The organism is Ktedonobacter robiniae (genome assembly GCF_016587375.1).
In the GTDB taxonomy this organism is placed as follows: domain Bacteria; phylum Chloroflexota; class Ktedonobacteria; order Ktedonobacterales; family Ktedonobacteraceae; genus Ktedonobacter; species Ktedonobacter robiniae.
The window spans coordinates 96356-113787 of sequence record NZ_BNJG01000003.1; the positions used below are offsets into that span (position 1 = coordinate 96356).

The following is a 17432-nucleotide window of genomic DNA, read 5'->3' on the forward strand; positions in this document are numbered from 1 at the left end:
GAGAGAGGCGATCAGCCTGTCTGATACTCTCTTGACGTGGGAGGCACTAATGAAGACGCATATCCGCGAGGGAATTCTCTATCGAAACCACCATCAGCGCTACTACTTATGGGAACCTGGCGTGCCAGATAATCAACTCCTCACCTGTACATCAGGATGCCCATTGGCGATCTGGCTGAACCAGGCGTGGGTTGCCGGACATGTGGAAGGGGATGGTGAAGACTACTGGCTCTTCGTGATCGGAGGTGGCAAGTTCCGACTCTCCGAACACATGAACAGAGAGTCACGGTATTTTGGACACCTTCCGCGCAGCAAGAATGCAACTGGTTGAACACATAGTAAATAAGAGGCGGCGTCTGTCAGGCAGATGGGGTGACGCCTGGTTGACGCGCTCACACAGGATTGCGAGATCTCGATTGAGCGCACGATCGTTGAACGGACGCAATTCGACCTGCACCGTCTGAGCGTACTGCGTGATTGTACCATGGAGTTGAAAAAACGGCAGTAATCAAGCACATAAGTGAGCACCTCTCTCCGAAGCTTCGTGGGGTGGTCGTGACACCTCTCGACGAATGTCTGCTTTCCTTCACGCTCGACGCGCTTGAGCAGTCGATAGACGGTCGTGCAGTGCATCGAGACGGAGCTACGCATACGTGCCTCTGAGGCTGTTGCTCCTTGCTCTACCTGCCAGACAATCTCACGCCTGGCTACCTGGCGCTGTTCTGGGGTCATGGAGATTTGCATCAGTATCCATTCTTGTCTCTCTTGCTGCTTCCAACAGATTTTTCTTCAATCTCCATCCTCTGCTTGTTCCTATCCGACTCTGCCCATCCTTCTTTTGTCGGGTGACTCTCTAAGAGTCACCCAACCTGAAACACCTGAAGAGCATACGTGTTGAACAGTTCGGGTGGCCGGGAAAACCTTTTGGCACTGAGCAATTCGCACTCGTTAGCATATATGCAGCCAGGAAATGGCTATCAGGGGACCAGAGCAATTTTGGAGACCAGCCCAAGAAGTCATCCTCGTAGGGCGCATGATAGGAGAAAAGCGCTTTGCCAGTGTGCGCATCCCAAAATTGGAGCGTGGCCTGAGCTGGTTTGTTCTCAGGAAGTGTTCGTGCAACCAGATACCTTCCATCTGGCGACCAGGAGACAATGCCAGGCTCCCCTATGTTCGGATTGCCTACTCCACCGAGGGCCAGACCGACTGAGCCTTGAACCCGCTGGCAGGTAAAAAGATGCTGACCCGTTTGCGCCTGCCATACCTGAAGGACCGGTCCGTTCTGCTCATTGGCGAAGAATGCCAGGTGCGTCCCATCGGGAGACCAGGCAAACGCTTCCCCAATCGCTGCAGGAGACGAGGGAGCCATCGTCGTTTGGAAACGAATAGCACCAGTCCGTGCGTCCAATACCCCAATATGAGAGAGATCTGACGCATATGTATACGCCAGCGCCAGGCCATCAGAAGACCACTTTATGCCCTTTATGCCCTCCTGTGCAGAAGCAGGCTGGCCCTTGCGCGGGGAGATATCCGTTCTCCAAAGGAGGCGCTTCTCTCCCGCTAGCCAGAGATGCATCTCCGGTTGCCTCCAATTGGCGTAGATAGCCAGAGACGGGCTCGTGGGCGACCAGGACAGGGCAGCATCGTGCAAAGGATACGATGGAGAATCCTCCGGGCCCCGCCACTCGCTATCAAGGCTTCTTTGCGGGATATTCCAGATCTGGACATAGGAGTCCTGCTCGGGTCTGATAAACGCCAGATAGGTCTGAGCAGCAGAGAAAGCGTACTCCCATGGGTAGTGTTGCAAAAAATTTTGAGTGGAGAGAATGGAACCAGTAATTACAGCACAAGAATCATTATTCTAGAGAAAGGGCGCACGTTTTGCATCTTTTACTAGTGAGGTATGTTTGTGTGTACTTCAATTGCAGAGCTTTAATTTTTTTGCAACACTACCCAAAGGACTACGCTATGTGCCTCGGGTCATTCTCACTGATAAGCTGAAGAGGTATGGAGCGGCGAAACGCGACATCTTGCCTGATGTGGAGCATCGTCAGCACAAAAGGACGGAACAATCGAGCAGAGAACTCACACCAACCTACACAGCTGTGAGAGAAAAAACAACAATAGCAACCTTCGTTTGAGTGCAATCCTCGGTTAAACGATGAGCATTGTTTCCGACAACAACTCTTGATGATTTTTCACAAGTAGCAGACAGTATCGTTAGCGAGTCCCGAAGACCAACTGGTATTGTCTGGCAGGAATAGGTCAGTACATTTTGTGCATTTCTGCCTGTGCCGGGATGGTTGTGAGCAGCAACCACCAGGTGTGGTTCTGACTCTCGACGAACACGTCTTTATCTCCTGCGAAAGATAGTTGGCTGATTCTCTCAGGTAGTAGGAGAAAAAAAGATCAACACCTATTAGGAGGCCATGCCAATTATTGTGTAAAGATCGTTTGTGTCAAAATCGAGGTAGGCTTGCAGCAACCCGGAAAAAGGATGAGAGCAGTTGACCAGGAGGCATGGATGTGCTATGATACCATCGTCAAAAAGGCAGGACCGGTAGGTAGCCCGGTCGCCCTCCCCTACTCCGAGGGTAACTGTCCGGCGCAGAAGCGCTCGGACCCACGACAACGGCAGATGAAGTGCATCTGCTGACTTGCCGAGGTCCGATGCTTGTAAGCCGACAGGGTGCTCATTCCATCGGACCTCCAACCTTAGGAGGATCTCATGCAACTCAACCACCTTAATCTCTGTGTGGACGACCTCGCCGAAGCACGCACCTTCTTCCAAAATTGCTTCGATTTTCAATTTTTGGAGCAAAGAAAGGATGCCGTCGCCGTCATGAGCGATGGGCATGGCTTCACGCTTGTTCTGAGTAACCCTCGCGCATTTGGCAATGAGATGCTGCCGTATCCAGAAGGTTTCCATATCGGATTTCTCTTGGAAACAAGCGATCAGGTAGACCAGGCGTACCATCGCCTTGCAGCAGCAGAGGTTCAGCTCGCTCGAGAACCGAGGAAAATGAGAGAAAGCTACGGCTTCTACTTCACTGCCCTCAATGATATTCTCTTTGAGGTAAGTAGCCCACTTTAGCTGCTTTCAGCCGATGGAATCGGGATACCCCCCGATTCCATCGGCTGAGTCTGATCGACCTCATTCATGAGTGCTCACTCATCAACCTTGATGCAAAACGTGGGCAGGATTTCAATTGAGGAGATAATACAGGCATGGTATGACCCTTTGGGTCAAAACTTTTCAGTTCAAAGAAGGAGAGAACTATGCCTGCGCGCAAGAAAAAGCATACCACCTTTCAGCGGGAGAAATCTGCATAACTTTGCGGGCCGTTGTAGGCTCAGGAGTCTCTCTCCAGACCAATTGCTCGTTCAGGATAGCTATGCAGATTTCTCCCGCTCAATGTTGGGATTCACAGACTATGAGCTAGGCTTGCTCCAAATGGCGACGCAGAAACTCTACCAGTTGGCGCTCCATATGCTCAAGATCGGCGGGGTTGCGCGGCATGTGACGGGCTTCTGGGAAAAGCATCAGTGAGTAGTCTCGCGCCGCGGCAGAGAGGGCCTCGATCAGTCGCATGGTATGGCGAGCATGAACATTCTCGTCTACCAGGCCGTGTACCAGGAGCAGTTTCCCTGCCAGTGATTTGGCAAGAGGCAGCACAGAACTGGCCAGATAGCCTTCTGCATTGGTGGAGGGCAACCCCATGTATCGCTCGGTATAGTGGGTGTCGTAGCCCTCCCAGAAGGTGACTGGAGCACCGGCGATGCCCGCTTTGAACACTTCCGGGGCCTTCGTGAGAGCCCGACAAACCATGTAGCCACCGTAGCTCCAGCCATAAATGCCTACGCGCTCGCTATCAACGTAGGGGCGTTCGGAGAGGAAACGAACCCCTGCCACCTGATCGTCGACTTCGATATGCCCCATAGTCCGCGCAATGGGAGCCTCAAATGCCAGCCCACGGTTGGCGCTTCCACGGTTATCGACTTTCAGGACGACAAAGCCCTGTTGAGCCAGATATTGTGCTCGTAGATCGACGGTGAGAGCCCAATTGTTGATGACCATCTGTCCGTGTGGGCCACCATAGGCTGAGATCACCAGTGGGCGCGGTTGACCCGCAGCTTGTGTCTCCTCCGAGGCGTAGATTGCAGCATGGAGCAAGACACCATCGTGTGTGAGGAAATTGGTGATCTCCGGCACGCAGAGTCCCAGCGAGGTGGGTGTGATCTCTGCGTTCTCGAACAGCAGAGCGCGCTCTGTTCCATCCGCCAGGTCACGCAAGGTCAGGTGTGGCGGCTGCTCCGCGCTATTCCAGCCGTCGACAAAGAAACGGCAATCCGGCGAGATCACCACATTATGCCAACCTGGCTCCTGCGTGAGACGTCGAATGGGTCCGCCATCAAGTGAGACTACATACAAATGCCGCTCTAGTGGCCCATCAGCGGTGCCCTGAAAATAGACGAGGCGCCGATCTTCATCCAGCGTTACCTGACCTGTCACCATCCACTCGCCCTCAGTCAACACTCTTTCCTCACTGCCGTCGGGATTATGGAGAGAAAGGTGGCGAAAACCTGTCCGCTCGCTCGACCAGATAAACGCGCCTGAGCGGAGGAAACGCAGATCGTCGTGGAGGTTGAGCCAGGGGTGGCCCTCCTCTGCGAGCAACGTCGTCGCCGCGCCGCTCTGAGCCTCGAAGGCGAGCAGTCGCTGTGTGAGCTGATCGCGTGATTGAACCAGCGCTGTCAGCACGCCATCGGGTCGCCAGTTCACGCGTGCCAGGTAGATATCCTTCTCCTCGCCAAGGTCCATCCAGGTGACGTCCTCAGGCTGCCCATCAATCGCCACGATGCCCAGTTGCACGATAGCGTTCTGAGCGCCCGCAAAGGGGTAGCGATGTTCCTCCACCTTCACATGCTCCGTTCCCTGGTGGACAATGGGATACACGGGGATATGGCGGCTGTCGGCACGTACAAAGGCCAGGCATGTGCCATCGGGACTCCACCAGTAGCCTGCCTGGCGACCCATCTCCTCCTGGGCGATATATTCCGCCAAGCCGTTGGTCACGCCATCTATTGCACCATTGGTCAGCATACGTGGTTCCCCTGCGCCATCGGTTGCGACGACATACAGTTCGCCAGTCCGTACAAAAGCCACATGCGATCCGTCAGGGCTCAAGCGCGCATCGATAGCTCCTTCGCAGCCTGCCAGAGGGGCCAGACTTTCCCCACCGCGCGCGAGATAGAGCCGCCCATCAAAAGGAACGAGCAGTACAAGCGGAGCCACTTCAGCTGGTTGAGCGAACTGATAGCTCGTCACCCCCGATATTCGTTGGCGGCCGCGTTCACGCCGTAATTCTTCGTCAAGGGAGCACGACTCGGAGGGCTGAGCAGTATCACTGGTCAATCCGGTCACTTGTTGCTCTGCTCCGCTCTCCAGGTCATAGGTCCACAACTCCTGATCCAGCGAGCCTGTTACGCTCTGTAGATAGGCAACCTTTCGGTTATCGGGCGTGAACTCCACACTGCCCGGCACGCTCATGCCGGGGCGTGGAAAACGCGCGACATCCGCCAGGGATAACTGTTTGTCTGTCATGTGTCTCACCTCGTGCTGATAAGTGCATTTTACCCTCGGCTAAGGTCGAGGAAAAAAGTGCCTCACTCTTTTCTCTTTTCTGATGGGTTTAATCATTAAAACGTTTGTACCAGATGGTTCCCATCGGCTATGTCATCATAGGTTCCTCTGTCGGGTATTGTCAACTTATTGAAAGAATGGAAGAGCTTGTAAAAAAGAAGGACGAGGGAAAGAAAAGAGGTAGAAGAAGAGGAGTGGACGATGCAGTGTTGTACTTATCCCGGTTTGGATGACTCAATAAACTGAACGTGAAGAGTCGAAGAAGAAGTGAGGAAATGATTTCAACGGGACAGGCATACGATAAAACATTTAAGCAAGAGATAGTGCAATTAGTGAAAACTGTTATTTTGCAAGAAGTAAGTGAATCTGCTACATTTGAGAGAAAAGAGCAAAAGAGAGCGCATCATGACCGAATTGCACCCGTTCAAATGGCGTCACTTCCAAGCCGACATCATTCTCCTGTGCGTCAGGTGGTATTTGCGCTATGCTTTAAGCTACCGCGATTTGAAGAAATGATGAGGGAGCGAGGTCTGCATGTGGATCATACGACGATGTACCGCTGGGTTCAGCGCTCTGCTCCTGAGCTTGAACGACGTTGCCGTCCTCATCTGAAATCCACGGTCGATTCCTGGCGTGTTGACGAGACCTATATCAAGGTCAAAAAGGAATGGATGTATCTGTATCGGGCCGTTGATTCGCAGGGATACACGCTCGATTTCTTTTTCAGTCCAACCAGAAATGCAGAAGCTGCCACATGCTTCTTTCGGAAAACCTTTGCGGCGTCTCATACCACAGAGCCGCGAGTGATCAACGTGGACAAAAACGCGGCGTATCCCAAAGCATTCGCTGAGTTAAAAGCGGAAGGACACATCCCTGAACACTGCGAATTACGACAGGTCAAGTATCTCAATAACCGGATCGAACAAGGCCACCGCTTCATCAAACGGCTGACGAAACCAGGGATGGGCTTCTTCTCGTTCGAGACAGCCCGGAAAACCTTACAAGGATACGAGATCATGAACATGTTACGGAAAGGACAAGGACAAGGGATAGAAAGAGGAGATGTGGGTGGTCTGGTTGCACTGGTTGCCAAGCTCTTTGGGATAGCTGCCTAAACTGATCAATCGGAGAACAACTGTCGTAAGGCGTGCAAGCGTCCAGGTTCCTTGAGCATCGCCTTGACGTGGCGTCGGTGCTCCTCGAAATCAGTGGGACGGGCTTTGGGGTACATTCTCGGAAAGTACGAGCAAAACACCGCTACGCCCCAGGGAGGCGCTAACAGGAGAAAAACCGTCAGTTTGGTGAGCAAAGCGGATCGTGGGGCGGCAACAAAAGGCCCAATGAGAACCAATCCACGCACCAGCGAAGGCTCCTGCAGTGATGCCTGAAGGGCAGCTCCGGTGTCCAGGTTACGGACACCTTGCCGTGCCCCAGCCAGTCGGCCACGAAGAATTTCGCAAAGAATGGCATTGGGACTATATCACGCAGATTCGTCGGTGGATTCAGACCCTCGGCAGGACCAGGGGAAGATGCTAGACCAGGGGGAATATATCCAATGTTCTGGTCCGGTCCCTCCCACAGATGGAGATCAGTCTGCTGCTTCATTTGTGCACGAAGGTTTTCCTGCCAAAGGTGGTAGGAATTATCGACTTCGGTAGCCCAGTCAAGGACCGCGTTAGTATAGTTTTTCAGTAGGGTATCGAGTAGCGGTGTATCGGTCGATCCTGGTCCAGGAAGCATGATGGCGCGGAGCTTTTCTGATGCCTGAGCAAGCTTACGGCCACCCTCGCGGACCTCATCACGTTTCTTGGCAGTTTCATCGACACGGTTGTCAGCAGTCCCAGCGATCGCTGGCTGCTCGGCTTCGAGTTGGGCGTATGCGGCCGCAGCGATCGACCAGGTGAGTGGGTTCGGCAAGCGTTCTAGGGTGTTATCGGAAGCAAATGTCAGCCACCCTCGGGTAGCGAGAATGTGATTCGCGAAAGCGATATTCTGGTCCATAGGTCCGGAAAGCTCGTCAGCCAGGTGGAAATTGTCTGTCGAGCGATTATCGACTGGCGACTCCTGGGGATCGGCATATGCGTTTTGGCGACCAAACGTGTAGAAGACACCGCGCGAACGTCGGTATTCTTCCAAGCTCATCGGTCTGTCGCCTGGCCATCCCAGGTCAGTATTGATTGCGATCTGTAGCGGCTGCCGGTACTCATTGGTGAAGTAAGCACCGAGACTACGAATGATTCGGTCGAGTTTAATTTGCTCCTCGACGACATCGGACAGGATGTGATCAACTGTCTCCTGAATCTTGCCGAGCCGGATATCAATCTTATTGAGGGCAATCATTACGTTGCTGTAGATTGTGTTGAGCTCCCGATCGACCTGGTCAAATCTCGCTTTCATGTCCTGGTGGAATGCATCGATCTCCTGGCGAAGTTGTCCAATTTCCCTCAGGATCATTTGGTCAGGACTCTGCTCTCCCATGCCCTGAAAAACGCTGACAAGGTTCAGTGCAGCGCCGATAAAGTTGCCAGTCGCGACTGCTACTCCGAGTTGGCTAGCGACAGTCAAGGTGGATGACATACAGTTCGTTATTGAGCCAACCATCTCAACAGCCGCACGGCCGATCTGGACGGTGGCCGTGCCAATTTGGGAAATCTGCTTACCGAGTTTTGGGTCAACTAGACTGCGACAGTCGCAAGGACATTCACCGCAGTTTGTGCCCCCGCGAACACTGCCTCGTACTGTGCCTTTCGCTGGGCCGCCTCGCTGGCCTGCTTCTGTCTTTCTTGCTGGTCGGATACATATGCGAGGAGCGTCTTCTGACCTGCCTGTAGTTTGGCGATGTCGTCGTGCAGGTTCTTGTACTGCTCCTGCATCTGCGTACTGATACCGCTCATCTGGTCACTGAGCGTCTGCTGCACATCGTCAATCTGTGCCAAGAGCCCAGAATCGACTTGCACTGTAAAGTTCTGCTTGATGATTGTCTGACTGAACACCTCATCATGAGCTTGCAGCACATCACCAGGGGCGGTTGGGATTGTCGCTCCACTTGCTGCAGCGTCCGGGTCTACAGTCGCCAGGGCCTGATTAAACACGGGATCGTCACGGAGCATCGGCACAACGTCTGCAACGGTTTGGTCACAGTTGCGGTAGGAGCCGGCAACGATGTTCGCAGTTGCGTCCGCAGCGTTCTCCGCGTGGTAGTTTTTCACCCATTCTTCGACGGGCGTCAATTCCATAAATGCTTTACCCAGGCCAACAACCCCCTCGGCGATCTTTATGCCGCCCTCTGGGATGAATTTCGATGCACCATCAGCTAGACCAAGCAACTGATTCTGGTCATCGGGGATATCATATGGGAACTTCTTGTGCCCTGCCATTTCAGCGGCGAGCTCATTCTTATGTGCAACCAACGCGTGCACGAGTTCGTCTTTCGACTCGTTTGGATTAGCCGTCCGATGCTCCTTTGCCCAACTCCATAGTTCGCAACGCGGTGCAAGCTGAGTAGGTGATGAGCTCTGTGCCTTGAGGACAGCGCTGAGCAACGACGAGTCGGTGGTATCGAAGGACAGAGTATTGGGCATGATTATCCCCATTGGTATCGAGGCTGTTGGTTGCCGTCTCTGGTTCCTACATTCCAACATACCTGCTAAGCAGCAACGATATAGCGCAGTTTGTCCTAGACTCCTGATATGTATCTTCTCAGCAACAATCAAAATTGCAACAATTTTATATGTACACCCATATACAACCTAAAGAATACTTTTCTCAATATGCAAGAAATGGATAATTCTCTGTTGCAAGAGATCTGTATTATTTCCAGATCTGAGTAAGAGGACTACCCCGCGACCTCAAAAAAAGATAACTCACCAGGCAAAGTATGAGTGCAACATATCCGACTGTTAAAAAGGCCATAACATGACTCTTACGCAACCTCGCTGATCACAGCGGTGGTATGCTGAGAGTTTACGGTTTTTTCTCCGCTTCTCGGCACGGTTGCGTAAGAGTCATAACATCACCACTTTGGACGCATAACATCGCCAGTTCTTTGAGCTTGATGTGAAAATTTGTTCTTACCTTTTCTGACGCATATCTTTGCCCAAATTCCATATTGACCCGTAAACCTGCCTGAAAAAGCCTCACACCACCTCTCCAGAAATTTTCTCCACACGTCCCGGTTTCATCCCTCAATTGGGCAAGCAATTGCGTCAATGTGGCGAGCAATTGCGTCAACGCCTTGTTTTTGGCCTAAGAATTGGGTATCATTGTGTTCTTTCTCTGGAGCTGTTTCATTGAATGGGTAGGCTGGCTACAATCAGCGATTCAAGAGGTTCAATGTTCCCTGTGCACTCGGCGAGGAAAGTCAAGAAGAGAGAACACTTTGTGATGGTTTCTCGGCTCCCTCGAAAGTTACGTGTAATGGAGAACGTCTCACTCTAGTGGGAACAGGAGGCTGCGTGAGTACGTGTCCAGAAAAAGATGTAACACAGATACCACAAAGAAAATTTTGAATAGAGGAGAGTATCTATGAAAATCCGCATGCTCTGTGAACGTGATGCCGAGGCGTTTCTTCACTTAAGGAAACAGATCAATGAAGAAACATCCTTTATGTTGCGTGAGCCTGATGAAAACGCGACGCTTGCAAAACAACAGTTAGAACAGTTTCTCTGCCATTCCCCACAAGACCATCTTCTTCTTCTCGTGGCCGAACACGGTGAGCAATTGGTCGGATTTCTGATAGGAGAGCGAGGAGAGCGCCAGCGCAATAGGCACCGCCTTGGTCTCGTGATTGGCATTTTGCAAGCCTTTACAGGACAAGGCATCGGAACCCAGTTCTTCATGACTATGGAAGACTGGGCCCGCCAACAAGGCATTCGCCGCCTAGAGTTGACAGTCATGACACACAATCAAGCCGCAGTCGCTCTCTACCAGAAGCGTGGCTTTGAAATCGAGGGCACGATGAGACGCACTATGTTGATCGATGGTGATTATATCGATGAGTATATGATGGCAAAACTCCTTTACTGAGATTGAAATTACACATTGGAGGGTGATTGAATCTCGTGGTTTGACACATATCCTGACTCTTACGCAACCTCGCTGATCATAAATGTGATAAAATAGAAGGTACAATCTTCCCTGCCTTCATTACCCATTTCGCTTCTTCGAGTGTCTCCCATGGTGATTTTCCCAGATCTTTCTGACGGAATGGTAGAGCAGGTTCAGGTCGCCGATGAGATCACGGTGACGCTGCGATCTGCTTCCCAAACAGCCGCTTGTCCGTGTTGCGGTATGGTGGCCAAACGGGTGCAAAGTCGTTACATCCGTCATTTACATGACCTTCCCAGCAGCGAACGAGCTGTTCATTTGCTGGTAGAAGTCCGTCGCTTCTTTTGCCCAAAAAAGACGTGTCAGCGCAAAATCTTTGCGGAGAGGTTTCCTTTCTTGGCACTTCCCCATGCCCAGCGGACGATCCGGCTGCAGCAAACACTGCAGATGCTCGGATTTGCTCTGGGAGGGCAGGCTGGCGCACGCGTCAGTAAACAGCTTCATCTCAAAGCCAGCCGCGATACAATCTTGCGTCTGGTGCGCCAACGTGATTTGCCAGCCCCAGAGCCTCCACGAGTCGTTGGAGTGGACGAGTGGGCGTGGAAGCGCAGACTGCGTTACGGAACCCTCCTATGCGATCTCGAACGGCGGATACCTCTGGACATCCTTCCCGATCGCAGAGTAGAAACCGTTGCAGCATGGTTCAAGAGGCACCCCAGCATTGAAGTGATCAGCCGCGACCGCTCCGCTGAGTTTGCCGCAGCTGCGTCTCAAGGGGCACCTCAGGCCATACAAGTCGCCGACCGCTGGCATCTTGGCAAGAATCTGTCAGAGACGCTCACAGCGGTCCTGGCCCGGTGCCAAGCGGAGCAGAGACGAGCAAACCGAGCAAATGGGCACCAGGAGGAGCCGCTGCGAGAACCTTCCCAAGAGCGCTCGGCCTATCGATCCAGAAGAGAGGAACAAGCGCGGCTGGCTCGAAAAGCAGAGCGGGAGCAACGGTATGAACTGGTTCGCACGCTTCATCTGCAGGGTCTGAAGACGAGTGACATTGCCAAGCACGTCGGAATGGGGGAACGAACTGTTCGAGATTGGCTGGCTCACGGCAGCTATCCTGAGCCGAAACGTCGGCGACGACGACCCAGCCTGGTCGATCGCTATGAACGCGAGGTTCTCAAACGATGGGAGCAAGGAAACCACAACGGCGCGTCTTTGTATCGGGAACTGCGTGCCCAAGGCTATCGTGGCTCGCAAAAAGCTCTCTATCGCTATCTCGCGCGCTTACGCGCGCCTCGTCAAAGATCACTCATGCTGGAGAAAGAGCAGGTGCCTGCTGGACCGCTGGAGCGTTTATCAGCTGGGCGTATCACCCGGCTTTTTTCTGCGGAAATCGGTGGATCTCAGTCAGGAGGAGCAGGAGGAATTATTCCAGATCAGACAAGCTAGCCCGGAGATTGAGGCTGCTTATCAGTTGGTTCAGACGGTTCTCCAGATGCTGCGGGAGCGCACCGGTCAGCACCTGGAGACATGGCTAAAAGCGGCAGAAACGAGCCACATCCCAGAATTCGAGTCATTTGCTGCCGGGGTGCGACAGGACCAGAACGCAATCCTTGCTGGTCTCACATTACCGTGGAGTAGCGGTCAGACTGAGGGGCAAATCACACGACTCAAGTTGCTCAAACGAAGCATGTATGGTCGGGCAAAGTTTGACCTGCTCCGACTTCGCGTCCTCCATCGTGCCGAAGATAACCCGAAGGTGGACAAAACCACGAGAAAAGTGCATCATCGACAACAAGATCCCGCAACCGTGCCGAGAAGCGGAGAAAAAACCGTAAACTCTCAGCATACCACCGCTGTGATCAGCGAGGTTGCGTAAGAGTCATATCCTCGCCATTTTCTTCCTCTGACGCATATCACCCCTTTTTGTTCTTTAGAGACAAGATTACACGGGAAAAAACGAAAGAAACGTGAACTTTAAGACGTTAAAACGTTCGTTCTTTCACTATTCTTGTGAGAACGTTAAACGTTACGTTGGCGCTCTTAAGCCAAACGAGACACATTCTCGTTTCGTTCTTTCTGTGAAAAAGAACGAGGAGTGAAGGATAGAAGCGGCTTCTACGTTCTTTTCTCAAAAGATCAAAACGGCGAATTTATGTGTCAAATTACACCGACCCATTAGGGATAAGAGCGACTACTGCTCCTCTTTTTCATCGCTAAGATGGAAACCAGGGGCAGAGAACACGTCCAAGCCTGCACCACAAGCAAAATCAGCAGCAGAGGGAGCCTCACACCACCCCACTGGCCAAGAAGACGAGACGCAAATCGATGCGATATCGCTTGCTTTTACCTCCTCTGTAGCACAACGACATCCCACTCACCTTGGGAACGCTCTTCTTCACGACTACCTCGTCTTGCTCATCCTTTCTCACACCCCAACAATGGAAATGATGGTCACGCCATCACTGCGCCCAGCCCTCTCCTCCTCTCTCTTCCGCTTTTACCGCTATGCCCCGTGTTCCTCTGCCTAGCGTTACATACTACATTCGATATTGTCAACTTAAAAATTTTTGTTGATGATCTTTCACCACTCCGGCGCTATTTTCGCCAAGATTCTCCTAAATACCAGGTCAGAGATAGGAATCTCTCCCCACTTTGGGGCCGTTTTTCGCAAGTAAGCTCTACAATTTTGGCTAAGTTGACAATACCCTGCAGAGGATTACCGTGCTCTCATGCAGGATCGTTTCCTGGTTTGGAACGAGGTGGCCAGAGGAAAGACGGCTGCCTAACAGCGATCCATTCCTTTCAATCCTCTGCTTCTCTCCTCTCCCTTTCCTCTTCTCTTCAAAAAAGCTCTTCTGTTTTCTCGCCAAGTTGACAATACCCAAGAGAGGAGGTTCCTAAATAGAGAAAATGTTATAGTCCTGGCTAGGAATCGTCGCTACCCTAGCTTGTAGGTTGCCAGGCCCTTGGCGACGATGTTCCCCGCCTCGTTGGCGACCTCGATATCGAGATAGACCAGGCTCCGGCCACGGCGCAGCACGCGGGCCGTAGCAAGCAGGTTTGATTTCTCCGCAGGGGCCAGGTAGTTGACGGTCAGGCTGACGGTCGAGCCGCGCTGATTGGTAGGGATATCGTCGCTCGCCCAGGCCGCGACCATCCCCGCTACATCAATCAGAGAAGCGACTGCCCCGCCATGGACCACGCTTTCCGCCGTTACCAGCTCCTCCCGGTAGGGCAACTCAACCGTCGCGATCCCATCTCCCATCTCGACAATGCGCATATCCAGGTATCCGACATAGGGCGAGGTGGGGAAGAACCGGCGTATAACCTCGGCGCGCGTCAGTTGCTGCCTCGCTGGCTGCTCGTTAACTGTGCTCATAAATACCTCCTTGCAGTAAGTGATGGAGATGATTGGATCATCCTCTGAAAATAACTGTTTCATTCTAGTGGTCAGTCCAGTTTGTTTTTGCCAATACAACCTCAGTACAATGGCCGAGGCGTTCTTTTTGAGGAAAAACGCCGCTAACAAAGAGGGAAAGCGACGAACGCTGCTCCGATTTTCCTATGCAAACGTATGCAAGCATACGTTCACACCGAATTTCGTTGTTCCTGTTTCATCCGTAGGTGCCTCCGGGCCAAAGCCTTTTGGTCTTACCCCGCGTCCGCAGGCAAGTTTGCGTCTTCGTCCGAGCCAGTACCGGAGACGGCTTGATCCATCAGCCCAATCAAGCGAAGGGCTTCCCGTAACACATTCTGACCTGCGTTGTGATCTCGATCCTGCGGAAACTGATCACACGGGCAAGCAGGATTCTGACACACAAAGATGCGATCCTTGAGCGTCATCGCTTCCCACGTCCAACTGCAGCAATGACAGGTCTTACTAGAAGGAAAGAAACGGTCCACCTTGATCACCTCTCCCCCACGTTGCGCCACTTTTGCCTCGAGCAGACGTCTGAGGGTGCCCAGCGAGGCATCGGCGAACGAGCGAGCGAGACGGCGATTCTTGAGCAGTCCCTTGAGGTGCAGATCTTCCACCCCGATGATCCCGTAACTGTCGGCTAGTTTGGTTGTGAGCTTCTGAAGGACATCCTGGCGCAGGCAGGTGATGCGATAATGCAGACGGGCGACCTGTCGGCGCGCTTTCTCCCGATTCTTTGATCCCAGTTTTCGGCGGTGCAGCCGTTTGTTGGCCTGACGCAATTTCTTGAGGGTGGTTTTGAGGAAGGCTTGGTTTTCGACTTCCTCTCCTGTACTCAAGGTGGCCAGGCGGTTCAGCCCCACATCGATACCCACGGCGGCTGGTTTCTTCACCACGATGGTCTCAGGGATCTCGACCTGGATGGAGACAAACCACCAATCCGCTGTTTTTGGTGATGCGTGCCCCCTTCACGCGGCCCGCAAACCGGAGCTTCTCGGCCATATTCACCCAGCCGAGCTTGGGGATCCACATGCGGTGATCACCCAGCTCAAACTGATCGTTGGCGAGGTAGAAACTCGGCGTACTGCGCTTCTTGCTTTTGAACTTCGGGCGGCGTGCACAGCCCTCAAAGAACGCGGTAAACGCCTTGCCAAAATCGAGAAAGGGCTGATCAGAGGCGTTCTTGGTGACCTCCCACGTCCAGGGGAATTGCTCCCGCCTGATCTCGTTAAACTGCTTCTTGAGCTTGAAGGCGGTGGGGTTTCCCCCGGCCTCATATTGGCGATTCCACTCAGCCAATGTCCAGTTCCAGACAAAGCGTGCGGTCCCGGCGGCTTTGGCAAAGTACACCGCCTGTTCCGCTGTGGGATGGAGTCTGATCTTATGCGCCTTGATCATCCCTCACATCCTTTCACAGAACCGCTGCTCGAAGAAGGTTGTTGCTTAAAACATATGTTCTATAACTACATCTTAACTTATTTTCCTCGCTTTTTCAATACTGCTGAAACCTCATTTCCTTTTGAACTACTCGTGTTCGTCACCATTGTTGATTTTCGCGGTCGCCTACCGAAGCAGGCTATTCAGGTTTGTTGATAGACGGTGGCTGCTTTTCTGCAAGGCAGACAGAGAAACAGGTAAAAGATCCCTTCCTGCAGATCCTCCCAATCTTCCAGGGCTACTTGCCCTAAGCACGGCATGGTCTGTCGGCATGTGGGGCACTGCGGATAGTCAACATTTTGAATCCACTCTGGGAGTCCTCCGAGTTGAGACATGCCCATTTCGTCTAAGTGAAATCGACCTATGGCTTCAAAAGGCGTTTGGCGGGCCTGGCCAGGACCGAACGGGGTGAGGGACCATCCCTCGCCTCCATCATCGGGAATCTGATGGACCCAAGTAGGGCCGTCCCCATTGACACGACTCCAGTGGACTTCACCGGTCAGGGTAATATCCAGGTAGATCGTTTCATAACACGAACATCTCTCGCAGATAGCCAAACAGAGTCGTTCGCCCTCCGCCGAGATCCATCGGCATCGCGGGTCGCGAAGATCGAGGTCGAGCAACCTTCGTAACGGTCGTTGGCACCAGAAACAGCGCTCCTGGTTTGTCCTCTCCGCTTCCAATGTTAGTTGAAAAGAAGTTGCTGGTTCAACCGGGACCAGATCAAAGCAGGAAGAGGAATACAAGTCCCGTCGCCTCCCATCTGCTGTGAGTTCCCAACCAGCTTCCAATGAGGAGCTTTCTGGTGGAAAGTGTTCTAGACGCCAGTCAGGAGGAGAAAGGCGCCATGCATGAAACTGTGCTTGAACCGCTTCATTCCCTATCCAGGCCAGCGCACTGAGCAGATGATACGGGAGGGTGTTTGCTGGGCTCTGGAACAACTCGAGGATCTGCTGAGAGATCTCTTTCCCTGCGCCCAGATACAAGTGGCCTGGATCAAACTGTCGATGCTCCACCAGTGCTGGGAGAACAGGGACAAGCGCCCCTGGGACAAACAGATTGATTTGAGCAAGCAACCGATACCACGTTTCGAGTTGTTCTTCCTCCTGGAATGCAGCCTGAGTCAGCATACGCTGGCTCAGCAATTGTGCCTCTTCCAGGCGAAGAGCGCGCAAATGGTGGAAGAAGAGAGGGGCCTGCTGCTGTTGCCAGACCCATTTATTTTGCATCTGGATGCGCTGCTCGGCGAGCGAGAGCAAAGTGGGAAGAGTATTCATGTTTCTCCTGCACCTGCCTGCGTTCTTTTCATCGGGAAGGAAGTTTGCGCCTCTTGAGTATACCACCAGGTTTCCTCCTGCGCGTGAGATCTCGCTCAACTCAGGTGGTGAACACAACGTCGAGGTCCCTTTCAGCTTGTGATATCAGGATACACATTGTGAAGCTTCTCACGAGCATCCCTGGATGTGAACTGCCACGAGATGGTCCGACGCTCCCGATTGCGTTTGAGTTCCAGGGTGTTGATACGCCGGCGCAAGGTGTCCAAACAATCCATGCGGCGAGACAAACACCCTCGCTGAAACATGCTGATCTCGATTTCAGCCATATTCAACCAACTGCCGTGTTTGGGGGTGTAGTGGAACTCCACGCGCTGCAAGATGCGTCGAGCTTCCGCAGGAGGGAAAGCTTCGTAGAGAGCAGCAGGCGTATGGGTATTGAGATTGTCCGGTTCTGTCAGAATTCAGAAAAGAGCTTGGCTTGGCGATCATTCGCGAGGTATGCTAAAAACAACAATTCTCTGACGAGAAGTGATTCATGAACTGCCCGCACTGTGCCTCAGCCACCACGAAGGTAGTGTCAACTTGGGAAAGTAGCTGAACAATGTGCGAG

The 17432-nt window shown here is 52.8% G+C and carries 12 protein-coding genes and 4 pseudogenes; 8 read left to right on the forward strand and 8 right to left on the reverse strand.

What is annotated here, in order from left to right; genetic code table 11:
* Window positions 1-49: 49 nt before the first annotated feature.
* Window positions 50-331 (forward strand): DUF5348 domain-containing protein, encoded by a 282-nt coding sequence (locus tag JMJ04_RS32850; protein ID WP_201374629.1) that lies wholly within the window; start codon window positions 50-52, stop codon window positions 329-331.
* A gap of 522 nt (window positions 332-853) precedes the next feature.
* On the opposite strand, the gene JMJ04_RS32855 is transcribed toward JMJ04_RS32850, so the two are convergent.
* Complete coding sequence (locus tag JMJ04_RS32855) at window positions 854-1807, reverse strand: WD40 repeat domain-containing protein (RefSeq protein WP_201374630.1); 954 nt, start codon at window positions 1805-1807, stop codon at window positions 854-856.
* A 166-nt stretch (window positions 1808-1973) separates the two neighbouring features.
* Between JMJ04_RS32855 and JMJ04_RS47290 the strand changes: the two are divergent.
* The 3 genes and pseudogenes from JMJ04_RS47290 to JMJ04_RS32860 all read left to right on the forward strand — a co-directional run.
* Window positions 1974-2103, forward strand: a pseudogene (locus JMJ04_RS47290) (IS6 family transposase); the annotation flags it as partial.
* Between the two features lie 421 nt (window positions 2104-2524).
* Window positions 2525-2656, forward strand: coding sequence for a hypothetical protein (locus JMJ04_RS48225; RefSeq protein WP_268887412.1), 132 nt, complete (start codon window positions 2525-2527; stop codon window positions 2654-2656).
* A 72-nt stretch (window positions 2657-2728) separates the two neighbouring features.
* Window positions 2729-3094, forward strand: coding sequence for a VOC family protein (locus JMJ04_RS32860; RefSeq protein WP_201374631.1), 366 nt, complete (start codon window positions 2729-2731; stop codon window positions 3092-3094).
* 345 nt (window positions 3095-3439) lie between these two features.
* On the opposite strand, the gene JMJ04_RS32865 is transcribed toward JMJ04_RS32860, so the two are convergent.
* Entirely contained in the window at window positions 3440-5605 is a 2166-nt protein-coding gene (locus tag JMJ04_RS32865) for a S9 family peptidase (protein WP_201374632.1), read from the reverse strand.
* Between the two features lie 444 nt (window positions 5606-6049).
* Between JMJ04_RS32865 and JMJ04_RS32870 the strand changes: the two genes are divergently transcribed.
* Window positions 6050-6759, forward strand: a protein-coding gene (locus JMJ04_RS32870) for an IS6 family transposase (RefSeq protein WP_420799538.1) whose coding sequence is annotated in 2 segments (ribosomal slippage) — window positions 6050-6149 and window positions 6149-6759 — 711 coding nt in all. Because the reading frame shifts where the segments join, the coding sequence is not laid out codon by codon here.
* A gap of 178 nt (window positions 6760-6937) precedes the next feature.
* On the opposite strand, the gene JMJ04_RS32875 is transcribed toward JMJ04_RS32870, so the two are convergent.
* Window positions 6938-8245 carry a hypothetical protein gene (locus JMJ04_RS32875; RefSeq protein ID WP_201374633.1) on the reverse strand — a complete coding sequence of 436 codons (1308 nt, stop codon included), beginning with the start codon at window positions 8243-8245 and terminating at the stop codon, window positions 6938-6940.
* A gap of 74 nt (window positions 8246-8319) precedes the next feature.
* A complete protein-coding gene (locus tag JMJ04_RS32880) occupies window positions 8320-9225 on the reverse strand; it encodes a hypothetical protein (protein ID WP_201374634.1) in 906 nt (301 codons plus the stop codon).
* Window positions 9226-10168: 943 nt separating this feature from the next.
* On the opposite strand from JMJ04_RS32880, the gene JMJ04_RS32885 reads away from it, so the two are divergent.
* The 3 genes and pseudogenes from JMJ04_RS32885 to JMJ04_RS32895 form a co-directional block, all read left to right on the forward strand.
* Complete coding sequence (locus JMJ04_RS32885; protein ID WP_201374635.1) at window positions 10169-10669, forward strand: GNAT family N-acetyltransferase; 501 nt, start codon at window positions 10169-10171, stop codon at window positions 10667-10669.
* 150 nt (window positions 10670-10819) lie between these two features.
* On the forward strand, window positions 10820-12136 hold the full coding sequence (locus JMJ04_RS32890; protein ID WP_201374636.1) for an ISL3 family transposase: 1317 nt from the start codon (window positions 10820-10822) through the stop codon (window positions 12134-12136).
* A pseudogene (locus JMJ04_RS32895) lies at window positions 12024-12422 on the forward strand (ISL3 family transposase); the annotation flags it as partial. The gene JMJ04_RS32890 and the pseudogene JMJ04_RS32895, both read left to right, overlap by 113 nt.
* Window positions 12423-13628: 1206 nt before the next feature.
* On the opposite strand, the gene JMJ04_RS32900 reads toward JMJ04_RS32895, so the two are convergent.
* The 4 genes and pseudogenes from JMJ04_RS32900 to JMJ04_RS49095 form a co-directional block, all read right to left on the reverse strand.
* Complete coding sequence (locus tag JMJ04_RS32900; protein WP_201374637.1) at window positions 13629-14069, reverse strand: PaaI family thioesterase; 441 nt, start codon at window positions 14067-14069, stop codon at window positions 13629-13631.
* Window positions 14070-14341: 272 nt separating this feature from the next.
* Window positions 14342-15506: pseudogene (locus JMJ04_RS32905) on the reverse strand (RNA-guided endonuclease InsQ/TnpB family protein).
* Between the two features lie 182 nt (window positions 15507-15688).
* Window positions 15689-16822 (reverse strand): hypothetical protein, encoded by a 1134-nt coding sequence (locus tag JMJ04_RS32910; protein WP_201374638.1) that lies wholly within the window; start codon window positions 16820-16822, stop codon window positions 15689-15691.
* Between the two features lie 274 nt (window positions 16823-17096).
* Window positions 17097-17268 (reverse strand): annotated as a pseudogene (locus JMJ04_RS49095) (transposase); the annotation flags it as partial.
* Window positions 17269-17432 lie beyond the last annotated feature (164 nt).